Genomic DNA, 12,118 nt, shown 5'->3' with positions numbered 1-12,118 from the left:
TCACACATGCCACCGAGCCGATCCACGCATGGTTCCCCTTCGCAGATCAACTCCAAGGCGTGGGCATCTCGAACGACGAAGGAAAGACATGGAAACTCCACGGCGCGCTCAGCATGCCCAAATGGGCGCTCGAATGCATGATCACCGAACTCAAGGACGGTCGTCTCTGGCTCCTCAGCCGCACAGGCAGCGGCTTCCTCTGGGAAAGCCACTCATCTGACAAAGGCCGCACTTGGGCGGAGCCGAAAGCTACCCGCATCTCCAATCCAGGCTCCCGGTTCTTCATCCGTCGTCTTGCCTCCGGCAATCTGCTGCTCATCAATCACTACAAGTTTAAGGGCCGCAGCCATCTTTACGCCCAACTCTCCACCAACGATGGCCAAAAATGGAACGAAGGCCTCCTGTTGGACGAGCGTTCCGGCGTCTCCTACCCCGACGGCGTGCAGGACAAGGACGGCCTCATCTGGATCACCTACGACCGCGACCGCCAAGGCGATGGCGAGATCTTGCTGGCGAAGTTCAAAGAGGAAGACGTGCTCGCAGGGAAAAACGTGTCAGGTGCGGTGGTGCTGAAGCAGTCGATCAACAAGCTACACAAGCCTTCACTCCTCCCCGCCAACTGGGACCCGGCGCTCGCAGGCGACATCGTCATGCAGCGACTCGTCAATACCTCCGCGCCGCGCGTGAAAGGTGCGCATGATGCGGAGTTTGTGTGTGTGGGTGAGCGTGCCTACATCGTCACCGAAGCCAATGACGTGAGGGCAGGGGAGAGCGCAGGCTGGCCGGAAATTTACGCGACTCTCTCCATCGTGAACCTCAAGACGCTTGCTCTGGAAAAAGTGATCGACTTTGCCAAGGGCGAACAGAGGTTTGGAAACGAGACTCTGCCAGTGGGCGCATGCTTCGTGCCGCGAATCCTGCAGAAGGATGCGAACACTCTGCGCTGCTACTTCACCAGCGAAGATCCCGGAAAGCGGCAGTCGCAGATGTGGTATCGCGACTTTGATCTGAAGTCCGGCGACTTCGTGCCCACGATCCACAAGGCAAAGCTGAAGACAGCGGCGGGCACCTTTGATTTCCAGCCCCAGTATTTTCATGCCGATGCAGCGGCGCAGGGCTTTGCCAAGCGAGCATTGGACTCCTCGTTCTTCATCTTTGATTCGTTCAAGAAGTTCGACGGCAAGACCTACGTCGCCCTGAACAACTTCAGCGGCAAACAGAACGCACTGTCTCAGGTTCATGAAGACTTGGAGACCTTTGAGGTTCTCGGCCATTTCAACGAGCCTCAGTCGGAGGCCTTGAGCGAATCAGCCGTGAACCGTCTGCCCGACGGCACATGGATGGCGATCTGCCGCAACGACAAGGGAAACTACCATTTCTCGACCAGCGCCGATGGCAAAACGTGGAGCGTGGGCAAGCCGCTGCCCATCGTGCCGAATGGCGCGAACTCGAAACCGACCTTCGACAAGTTCGGTGGCGTTTATTACCTCGGCTGGCAGGAGTCCACCCGCATCCAGGGCGTCAGCCGCAGCGTGTTCAATGTGGACGTTTCGCGCGACGGAAAAACGTGGGAGCGCAAATACCGCTTCGAGACGCTTCAGTCCTTTCAATATCCGACCTTTCACGAACACGAAGGTGCTATCTGGCTCGTCGTGACCCAGGGAGACAAAGACGCGAGCCGCAAAGAGCGCATCATGTTTGGCAAACTCGAAGACGTAGCGCAGTTCGAGCCGCAGGCTGGGCAAAAGCGTATCGTCTGGCCTGCGCCACCGCCGGTGGAAGCTGCGGTGATGAAGGTGGGAGTGAAGCTCTTCACGGACCGTGACTACGTGATTGAAGCCTTGCTTGAGCAGATCAGCGGCCTGCCATTTCTGCGCACAGGCATCGAGAAGATTGACGTGGAGATCACCAAGCCGGGCACGCTTTACGCACTCACGCCGTCCCCTCGGCCACAGGCTGCGAGCCAGGAAGCAGCACTCGCCAGCGCCGGTTTCACGAAGATGGATGCACCCGAGGTGCAGCTTTTCCCCGGTGAAATCAATCGCGTGAACTTGTATCGTAAAGAGGTCTTGGCTGGCGAGCAACTGCACTTCAAAAAGCTGGTGCTGCTGATCAGCGGCACTGGGGTGGCGCTGCGCGAAATCCATCCTTGATCAACACCACATCCTCTTGGTATCACCGCACATGACCCGCTTTCTCAACTGGTTTAACAATCTCTATCCCGTGTGGCTTGTGAGCCTCGCGACACTCGCGTTCTTCTTCCCGCAGACCATGCTGTGGTTCGACAAGCCGTGGATCTTCTGGTCGCTCGCGGCCTCCATGCTCGGCATGGGGCTCACGTTGAGCCTGGATGACTTCAAGGCCATCGCCCGCATGCCCGGCAGCGTGGCGCTGGGATTCCTCGCGCAGTACACCATCATGCCGCTCACCGGCTGGCTGGTGGCCACGCTGCTGAAACTTGAGCCCGGACTCGCGGTGGGCATCATCCTCGTTTCGAGCTGCCCCGGCGGCATGGCCTCCAACATGATCAGCTATCTTGCCCGCGCAAACGTGGCTCTCTCGGTGGTTCTCACGCTCGCTTCCACCTTGCTGGCCTTCTTTTTCACCCCCATGTGGACCAGCGCGCTGGCCGGAAAATATGTGCCGGTGGATGCCTGGGGCCTGTGCCTGTCGGCATTGCAACTCACGGTCGCTCCAGTCGTGCTTGGGGTGCTCATTCGCTGGAAGCTGCCGCGCACCGCCGATCGAATCGGAGCCTGCGGTCCCACCGTTGCCGTCCTGGCCTTTACACTTGTGAGCGGTGGCATCGTGGCCGCCAGTGCCGACGCCGTTGCCTCACATTTTGGCCGTCTGGCTCTCGCTGCATTTCTGCTGCACGTCATTGGCTTTGTGGTTGGCTACATCATTCCCAAAGTGCTGAGGTATCCCGAATCTGTCGCTCGCACGGTGAGTATCGAGGTGGGCATGCAAAACGGTGGCATGGCGGCCGCGCTCGCCCGTGAGCATTTTCCCATGATGCCGCTCGCCGCCGCCGCCGCCGTCTTCAGCGGTGTGATGCAAAACATCGTCGGCGGCCTCATGGCCGCCTGGTGGAAGCGCCGCACACCGGATGCATGATCATGAGCCGACGCGACATCTATTACTGGAAATGCGACCGCCCAGCGGCGTTTCACGGCACGCAGATGCGCGGCGCGGCGGATGCCGAAATCGAGCAGCAGCTTGGTGAGGCTTTGCAGCGGCATTTCGTCACGCAGGTCGTTGAGCTGAGCAAAGGAATCGGTCAGGGCAATCATCTCACCTGGAATGCCAGGGTGGCCGGACAGTCGATGTTCATGCGTGTCGAAAACGGCCCTGAAAAGGACGGCCAGCTTGCCGTGGAGTCGGCGCTTCTGGCAAGGGTGCGTGACGCCGGAGTGATGACACCGCGGGTTTATGCCTGCGATGCTTCGCGGTCTCGTGTCCCCTTCGCCTGGCAAGCCTTGGAGCGCATCTTTGACCCTGATCTCAATCACTGGTTCAAGCAGGGGCGTCTCGATGTGCCGCGCATTGCCTTCGGTATCGGCGAGGCAGTGGCTAAATGGCAGACGATCAAGCTGCCGGGCTTTGGAATCCTGGATGAGTCGATGTGTGGCTATCACGCCACCTACGCCGACTACTTCCATCTTCGCCTCGATCAACACCTGTCCTTCCTCGTCACCCGCGGCTTCCTCACGCAATCTCAAAGCGACGAAATCAGTGCCGAGATCGAAAATCATCAGTCGCTTCTCCAACTCGACACCGGCTGCTTCGTTCACAAGGACCTCGCCCTCTGGAACATCCTCGGCAGCGAAAGCGAGATCTCGGCCTTCATCGACTTTGACGACGCCATCAGCGGCGATCCCATGGACGATCTCTCGCTCCTCGCCTGCTTTCATGATGATGCGTTTCTGCGCCGGGCCTTTGAGGGTTATCAAAGCACCCGTGTCCTGCCTGCAGAACATATGCGCCGCTTCTGGCTGCATCTGCTGCGCAACATGATTGTCAAATCCGTGATCCGCGTGGGTGCGGGCTACTTTGACCGTGACGATGGCTTCTTCCTCATCTCGTCCGGCACCTCCGGCCAGTCTCTGCGCGAATTCACCCTCAAAAAGCTCTTCCACGCCCTTCACTGCCTGAGATCCGAAGCAGCATTGTAGCGCGGTATTCCGATACCGCGACCGCCCCGCCGCGAAACCAAACTCCGCATTACAATAAAGCATCGATCCACTCCGCTTGGTGCAATTGAAATTCGTCCTCATGCAGATGCCTTGGATTCTTCGCAATGTAATCCCGCGTTCTTCGCAATTCACCAAGATCACGAATGACCCGATCAAACGACTCCGGCTGCCAGACATTCCCGGCTCGTGTCACCAGTCGCTCCTCAAGATTACCTTCCTGCATCAAACGCGCGGCTGTAAATCGCTTCACCGAATACAACCACTCTTCCAGTTGAACGCCCGCAAACGGCTGCGCGATGACATGCACGTGATTGGGCATGATCACGAAATCACCAACCCACAAACGCCGTCCATGGAAGAAGCGCAGCGAGTCTGCTACCTGAGCTTGGGCTTCCTGCTGCCTCAGCGCACAGCAGCCGTGACATTGATCTAGTTCGAGAAAAAACTGACGCGCCATCTCGCGTTGAAAAGCTGCACGCACTGATGGGTCGAGCCCTGACACCGCCTGCCGAAAGCGTTCAGGATCACGATTCTGCCAATGAATGTCGATGCCGTGTTGAAACAGCCATTGAGACTCGTCCTGCTTCCAGCGCAGAATCACCTTAGACGGAAGAGAATCGGCCAGTCGAAAGGTCACGAAGTATGTGGCTCCGATCAACCGCCAGTGTGGCAGGTTGCGCTCATATCCAGGAATGAGCCAGAAATCCTCCTTTTCCTCATAAGCAGTAAACACCGGCCTTTCCGGGATTTGAACAGGCTGCGACAGTGGCTGGTGCGGCATGACGGCGTTGTAGCGCGGATTTCCGATTCCGCGATGGCGTTTTCTCGGTATCGGAATACCGAGCTACAACCAATCCATGAAAACTCACATCGGCACCTTTCTTTCAATCGGTTCACCTGCGGTCACTGAACTCGCCGCCGAGTGCGGCTTCGACTGGGTTTTGATCGATCTGGAGCACGGCTGCGAATCCGAAGCCGCGCTGCCAGATCAACTGCGCGCTCTGCGTGGCAGCGACACCCTTGCCATCGTGCGTGTGAGTGCTCCGCATCCAGATCTGATTGCTCGCGTGCTCGACTGGGGCGCGCAGGGCATCATGGTGCCGCACGTAAACACAGTCGCGGAGGCGCGGCATTGTGTGGACGCAGCCTATTATCCCCCGCAGGGCCATCGCGGCGTGTCACGCACCGTGCGTGCTTATGGCTATGGCATGCGTCTTCCGGACGGCGCCATGCCCAAGCCGATCATCCTCGCCCAGATCGAAACCGCCGAGGCGGTGGCGAATGCCGGTCAAATCGCCGCCGTGGAGGGTATCGACGCGCTCTTCATCGGCCCCGCCGATTTGTCCTTCGACCTCAAGGCCCAGCAGTCACCTCGCAGCTATGATGATTGCGTGGACAGCATCGTCAAAGCTGCCAAAGACCACAGCAAAGGCTGCGGCATCCTCGTGCGGCATGCGGATGATAAGGAAAAGCTCAAGGCCCTCGGGTTCACCTGGATCGCCATGGATTCCGACCTCTCGCTGGTGCGCGAGGGCTTCAAGCGGAATCTCGCGGCGGCGCGGGCATGGTGAAAAAGTCTGACTTTTTCCTGTTCAAAGGCGTTTCCCCTATAATCTCGCCTCCCCCATGACCGCATCCCCCCAAATCAAATCCAAGATCGTCGAACTGTGCGAAACCCTCGTGGCCGACACCGACGTGAAAAATGCCCGCGAAAAAGCAGAAGCCTTCCTCGCCAATGAATCGGCAGTGTCTCTCTATCGCGAGATGGCCACGCTCGGCCGCGCCCTGCACCAGAAGCAGCACAACGGCGAAGAGCCCAGCGGAGAAGAAATTTCCCGTTTCACCGATCTGCAGGATCAGTGCGATGCCAACACCGCCATCCTCAGCTTCATCGAAGCCCAGGACGTGCTGCGCGGCATCGCCGAAGTGGTCACAAGCTACGTCGGCAAAAGCCTCGAACGCGGTGAAGTGCCTGCGGAAGCCGAAGTGTTCTCCAAAGGTTGTGGTGAAGGCTGCGGCTGCCACTAATCACTTGGCTGCATGAAAGCGTTCGTCCTGATCGCTGCGATGCTGTTTTGCGTCTCGTCCTTCGCGGGCGAGGCCAAAACGGTGAAGTTGCTCACCATCGGCAACAGCTTCTCCGCCAATGCCACGCATTACCTCGGCGATCTGGCGAAGGCGGGCGGGCACACGCTCATTCATCAGCCCCTCGTCATCGGCGGTGCCTCATTTCAGGTGCACGCCGAGAAAGCGCAGAAGCATGAAGCAGACCCGAAGGACAAGGCGGGTCTCTACACAAGTGGCCGCGGGTTGAAGGAAAATCTCGAACTGCAAAAGTGGGACTACGTCACCATCCAGCAGGCCAGCATCAAGAGCCACGACTTCGCCACCTATCAGCCCTACGCAGGCTGGTTGCGCGACTACATCACCAAACACGCGCCCCAGGCGAAACTGCTCGTGCACGAAACCTGGGAATATCGAAAAGACGATCCACGCTTCTCCAAGCCAGGTGATCTCAAGTCACAAGAGGAGATGTATACCGGCCTGCGTTCCGCCTATGACAAAATCGCCGCAGAATTTGGTGCCCGCATCATCCCGACCGGCGACGCTTTCCATCTCGCGGACACCGATCCGAGTTGGGCTTATCAAACAGATACCACCTTCAATCCCAAAGCGGCCAAACAGCCGGAATTGCCGAATCAGACACACTCCCTGCACGTCGGCTGGCGCTGGGCCAAGCCCAAAAACGGTGGTAAAATCGCACTCGGCATGGACGGCCATCATGCCAGCATGGCTGGCGAATACCTCGGTGCCTGCGTCTGGTACGAGGTGCTGTTTGGCGAGAGCGCCGTAGGCAACACCTTCATGCCCAAGGGACTGGATCCGACAGACGCCCGTTTTTTACAGGAGACAGCGCATCGCGCCGTGACCGAACGGACAAAATGATGTCCAAAATGAGAGGGGCGTGTTCTTATGTGAACCATGACTCGCCTCGTCTCGCTTCTCTTTGCACTCAGTTTCTCAGCACATGCCGCCACGGAGGCGGACGTCATTGTCTATGGAGCCACCCCGGGCGGCTTTTGCGCAGCCATCGCAGCAGCACGTGAGGGCGCCTCTGTCATCCTTCTGGAGCCCACCGCTCATGTCGGCGGCGTAAACACCGGCGGCCTCTGCTTCAGCGACTCTAATCAAACAGTGCGCTGTACGGTTCTTGGCCTGTTCGAGGAATGGCATGCACGCATCGAAAAAGACTACCAGATGCGCGGTGTCGCACTGCCTTACAGCGTAAGTGACAAAGATCACAAACCCTGGACCTACGAGCCTCATATAGTGGCAAAGATCACGCAGCAGATGCTGGATGAAGCCGGTGTGAAGGTGCTGACGAAGCGAGTTTTGCAATCAGTGGCAAAACAAGGCAATCACATCACAAAACTAGTCACAAGTGACGGTGATTTCGCAGCCAAGGTGTTCGTGGATGGCACCTATGAAGGAGATTTGATGGCGGCGGCCGGAGTGAGCTGGACGATTGGCCGCGAAGGACGGCAGGACTTCGGCGAGCCTCTGGCCGGAAAGCAGTATTCCAAGGCGAAGCTGGCCATCTCGGGCCTTGATGACGCAGGCAAGCCGCTGCCGCTCATCACGACAATAGATGCTGGTGCTGATGAGGCGGGCGACAAGAACGTGATGGTGTACAGCTTCCGTCTTTGCGTCACGAAAGACCCGGAAAATCGCGTTCCCTTTCCGCAGCCTGCGCACTATGACCCTGCACGCTTTGAAGTCGTGCGGCGCTACTTTGCGCAAGAAAAGCAACCGCATCTGCTGTGGGACCTCTATCCGCTTCCGGGCAACAAGTTTGATGCAAACAACGGCATCGGCAAACAGTTCTCCATGGGTCTCGTGGGAGCCTGCAACGGCTGGAGCGAGGCAGATGAAGGCATGCGTGCGAAAATCTGGGAAGCGCACAAGCAATACACGCTGGAGATGCATCATTTCCTCAGCACCGATCCTGCCGTGCCAGAGCACCTGCGGCAGCAGATGTCGGAGATCGGCCTCTGCCGTGATGAATTCCCCGCTTATGGCCATTGGTCACCTCAGCTCTACGTGCGCGAAGGTCGGCGCATGATCGGTGAATACGTCGTTTCGCAGAAAGACATCATGGACGAGCCGAAGAAGGACGATGCCATCATCGTCTCATCCTTTCCAATCGATTCGCACGATTGCCAGCGAGTGGGGACGAAGGACATGGTCACGGATGAGGGCACCATCATGCCGGTGCGGATGGCGGGTCGGCGGCATGGCTATCCATATCACATTCCCTATCGCGCCATCACGCCAAAGCTTGCCGAATGTGACAACTTGCTGGTGCCCGTTGCGCTGTCTTGCACGCATGTGGGCATCTCATCGATCCGGGTGGAGCCTACGTGGATGATTCTCGGCCAGAGTGCAGGCATTGCCGCCGCTGTGAGTGCGAAGCAAAACCTCGCTGTGCAAAAACTTCCGTATGCCGCACTGCGTGAGCGGCTTCTGGCGCAGAAACAGGTGCTTGAACTGCCCGTTCTGCCGGATGTTCCACCCGAAGCGAAGGGTGCGATGAATGTTGATCCAAAAACCCTTCCCGGCATTGTGCTGGATGACTCGCAGGCCGAACTCAAGGGCCAATGGAGCCGCTCTTCCGGCTTCAAGCCACACATCGGCACCGGCTATCTCCATGATGACAAACGCGCCGACGGCCAGTCCATCGCCATCTTTCGCTGCAAAGCGCTCAAGACAGGCAGCTACGAGCTGCGCATGGCCTATTCGCCTCATGAGACTCGTGCAGCAAAGGTGCCAGTGACGATTCAATGCGGCGGACGCAAGACTGATATTATTGTCGATCAAACGCTGCCGCTGGCCGCTGGGGAGGCGTTTCGCACCATTGGCAGCGTGCAGCTTGATGGCGGTGTTGAAACAGTCATCACTGTCAGCAATACCGGCACAGCAGGGTTTGTGATTCTGGATGCGCTGCAACTCATCGAGTCTAACCACTAAACCCACCATGAAGACATTTTTCTTCGCTTGTTTGATCTGCGTCACCCACCTCAAAGCTGCGGACATCGTGGTGTATGGCGGTGTGCCCTGTGGCATCGCGGCATCCATCGTGGCTGCGCGTGAAGGGGCCAAAGTTGTGCTTATTGAGCCGACGAAGCACGTCGGCGGTTTGAGCACGAGCGGCATCAACACTGCCGAGAGCGAGCACATGCTGAAATGGACCATCGGTGGTTTTGCGGATGAATTTTATCGCCGCCTCGGCGCCCACTATCAGACCGGTGGTCCGGAGTATTTCTTTGAGTCCAGCATCGCCGAAAAAATCTACCTCGAAATGATGCGTGAGGCGGGCGTGGAGGTGCGTTCTGGTGCGTCGGTGGATACAGTGGAAAAAGATGGCGCGCGCATCACTGCCATTACCCTTACGGATGGTTCCAAGCTACAGGCGAAAGTCTTCATCGACGCAGGTTACGAAGGCGATCTCATGGCGCGTGCTGGTGTCAAATACGCAGTCGGTCGCGAGGCAAAGGCGGAGTTTGGCGAAGAGGCTGCGGGCGTCCGTTTTGACAAGACAGCGCGCCAAGCCCGGACGGTGGATGAGATTGGAACGTTGCTCCCTGGTATCAGTGCGTGGGCCAAAGATTTGTATGAAGGCGATGCCCATCGTGCACCGATGAACTACAATTTCCGCCTCACGGTGGCAAAGGATCCCAAGCTGCAGGTGCCCATCCCAGTGCCGAAGCATTACGACGAGAAGCGTTACGCGCTGCTGGCCAGCTGGCTTAGCGATCAGACCCAGCAAAAGAAGCCGGTGAAACTTGCGGACATCATCGACCTCTACGGACGTCGCAATGGCAAGTTTGAACTGAACAACAAGCAGTCCGCCATCTACTCTCTGGGACATTTTGGCGGTCAGTTTGACTGGCCCAATGCCACCTACGAAGAGCGTGCCCGCATTTACCAGGATCACATGGATTACACGCTCGGTCTGCTGCACTTCCTCGCCACGGATGCCGCAGTGCCTGCGAACGTGCAGGAGGAGATGAAGGCGCTGGGCCTGCACAAGAATGAGTTCACTGACAATGGCAGCCTGCCCTATCAGCTCTACGTACGCGAGGCACGGCGGATGCGCGGCGAACATGTCGTGACGCAGCAGGATGTGCAGGAAGACCGCCGCAAGCCGGACAGTATCGGCATGAGCAGCCATTTCATCGACTGCCATCATGTTCAGCGTGTGGCCTTGAATGAAAACGAGTTCGTCAATGAAGGCCGCATCTGGCGCATGGGCTACGCTTATCAGATTCCGTATCGGGCGCTGATACCGAAAGCCTCCGAATGCACCAACTTGCTGGTGCCCGGCGCTGCGAGCTACACCCATGTGGCCTTTTGCACGCTGCGGCTGGAGAGCGTGTGGATGATCACCGGTCACGCCGCAGGCATCGCTGCTGCGCTGGCGGTGAAGGATGGTGCCACCGTGCAGAATGTGCCGTTGGCCCCATTGCAGGACAAGCTGCGCGCCCAGAAGCAGGTGGTCGATTTCATTCCCGGATTGCCGGAGAAGTGTGAACATCTCAACGGTCCTCCTGAATTTTAACGTTCAATTCAGTTTCACTGCCTCCCAACCATGCCTACCCGCCGTCACTTCATCGCCTCCGTCACCGCCGCGCTTGGTGGTTCTGTTTTTGCCGCCAATGGAAAGCCGAAGACCATTCTGCTGCAATCTGCCTGGGATACAGTGAACATCGGTGACATCGGTCACACGCCGGGAACGCTGCGTGTCATTAAAGAGCATCTGCCGGAGGTGAAGGTGGTGCTGTGGGCGATGAAGCTGGACGAACGCGTCACCGCGATGCTCAAGACGCGCTTTCCCAAGGTGGAGATTCTGCAGGGCAGCCTCACAGGCAAAGGTGAAAAGGACGAGGCGCTGCGGCAGGCGATCATGGGCTGCGATCTGTTCATCCGCAACTCCGGCATGGGTCAGGACATCAGCTTCATGCAGTTTTGCCAGAAGGCAGGCAGGTCTTATGGACTGTTTGGGCAGTCGTATTTCGCCAGCATGGTGGAAGGCAAAGGCGCGGAGGAGCGCATCGCCTTGCTGAATGCGGCTTCGTTCATCTACACACGTGAGACGAAGACTCTGAGAATCCTCAATGGCGCTGGTATCAAGACGCCCGTGCTTGAGTTCGGGCCGGACGGCTGTTTCGGCATCGACGTGCGCGATGACATGCGCGGATTGGCGATCATGAAGAAACTCGGATTGGAAGAGCGGAAGTTCATCACCCTCCAACTGCGCACCAACACGGCCAAACTGCCCGGCGTGGATGACACCCGCACCCCGAAGCTCAACCCGCTGCATCCCACCCCTGAGCAGATCGCCGATGATGAACGCCGTGCGGCTAAGTATCGGGAGCTCGTCACGATGTGGGTCAAGAAGACCGGGCACAAAGTACTCATCGCCCCTGAGGTGAAGAAGGAGATGGAGCACAACAAGCGCCTCATCCACGACCCGCTCCCGCCGGAGATTCAGAAGCACGTCGTGAATCTGGAGTACTTCTGGAATGCCGACGAGGCCGCCTCCATTTTTGCGCGCGCCCACACCATCGTCTGCCACGAGCCGCATTCACCAATTATCGCCTTGGCAAACGGCACGCCGATCATCCACACCTACTCCGAGTTCCACTCGCCAAAGTGCTGGATGTTCAAGGACATCGGCCTGGGTGAATGGCTGCTGGAAATGGACGAGACACCAGCGGACAAGATGGCGGAGACTCTGTTCGCCATCGATGCCGACTACCCTGCGGCCCAGGACAAAGTGAAGAAGGCCATGGTTTATGTGCATGAATGCTTCGGCAAGTCGATGCAGCACGTGAAGGGCATTCTCGAAAAGGCATGATGAT

The 12,118-nt window shown here is 58.1% G+C and carries 10 protein-coding genes; 9 read left to right on the top strand and 1 reads right to left on the bottom strand.

Annotated elements, in window-relative coordinates:
* The 3 genes from ACIREA_RS00210 to ACIREA_RS00200 form a co-directional block, all read left to right on the top strand.
* The coding region (locus ACIREA_RS00210; protein WP_397379310.1) for a sialidase family protein at positions 1-2,153 on the top strand (2,153 nt) is incomplete at its 5' end.
* 31 nt (positions 2,154-2,184) lie between these two features.
* Positions 2,185-3,117 (top strand): bile acid:sodium symporter family protein, encoded by a 933-nt coding sequence (locus ACIREA_RS00205; RefSeq protein ID WP_397379308.1) that lies wholly within the window; start codon positions 2,185-2,187, stop codon positions 3,115-3,117.
* A 2-nt stretch (positions 3,118-3,119) separates the two neighbouring features.
* On the top strand, positions 3,120-4,175 hold the full coding sequence (locus ACIREA_RS00200) for a phosphotransferase family protein (RefSeq protein WP_397379307.1): 1,056 nt from the start codon (positions 3,120-3,122) through the stop codon (positions 4,173-4,175).
* Between the two features lie 49 nt (positions 4,176-4,224).
* Here ACIREA_RS00200 and ACIREA_RS00195 read toward each other — a convergent pair whose 3' ends face one another.
* The gene (locus ACIREA_RS00195; protein ID WP_397379305.1) at positions 4,225-4,977 is read right to left on the bottom strand and encodes a hypothetical protein; all 753 of its coding nucleotides are present in this window, start codon (positions 4,975-4,977) and stop codon (positions 4,225-4,227) included.
* Between the two features lie 76 nt (positions 4,978-5,053).
* Here ACIREA_RS00195 and ACIREA_RS00190 point away from each other — a divergent pair, with 76 nt between their 5' ends.
* Genes ACIREA_RS00190 through ACIREA_RS00165 form a run of 6 tightly spaced genes read left to right on the top strand, consistent with a single transcriptional unit; the run spans position 5,054 to position 12,114 of the window.
* Entirely contained in the window at positions 5,054-5,767 is a 714-nt protein-coding gene (locus ACIREA_RS00190) for an HpcH/HpaI aldolase/citrate lyase family protein (RefSeq protein WP_397379303.1), read from the top strand.
* Positions 5,768-5,822: 55 nt separating this feature from the next.
* Positions 5,823-6,224 carry a YlbF family regulator gene (locus tag ACIREA_RS00185; protein WP_397379301.1) on the top strand — a complete coding sequence of 134 codons (402 nt, stop codon included), beginning with the start codon at positions 5,823-5,825 and terminating at the stop codon, positions 6,222-6,224.
* Between the two features lie 12 nt (positions 6,225-6,236).
* A complete protein-coding gene (locus tag ACIREA_RS00180) occupies positions 6,237-7,142 on the top strand; it encodes a DUF4886 domain-containing protein (RefSeq protein ID WP_397379299.1) in 906 nt (301 codons plus the stop codon).
* A gap of 36 nt (positions 7,143-7,178) precedes the next feature.
* Positions 7,179-9,224 (top strand): FAD-dependent oxidoreductase, encoded by a 2,046-nt coding sequence (locus tag ACIREA_RS00175; RefSeq protein WP_397379297.1) that lies wholly within the window; start codon positions 7,179-7,181, stop codon positions 9,222-9,224.
* Between the two features lie 7 nt (positions 9,225-9,231).
* Positions 9,232-10,815: an FAD-dependent oxidoreductase gene (locus tag ACIREA_RS00170; RefSeq protein WP_397379295.1), complete on the top strand. Its 1,584-nt coding sequence runs from the start codon at positions 9,232-9,234 to the stop codon at positions 10,813-10,815.
* Between the two features lie 30 nt (positions 10,816-10,845).
* The gene (locus tag ACIREA_RS00165) at positions 10,846-12,114 is read left to right on the top strand and encodes a polysaccharide pyruvyl transferase family protein (protein WP_397379293.1); all 1,269 of its coding nucleotides are present in this window, start codon (positions 10,846-10,848) and stop codon (positions 12,112-12,114) included.
* The last annotated feature ends 4 nt before the right edge of the window (positions 12,115-12,118 follow it).

The organism is Prosthecobacter sp., assembly GCF_044373815.1.
GTDB lineage: Bacteria > Verrucomicrobiota > Verrucomicrobiia > Verrucomicrobiales > Verrucomicrobiaceae > Prosthecobacter.
This window is presented reverse-complemented; position numbering and strand designations above follow the sequence as displayed.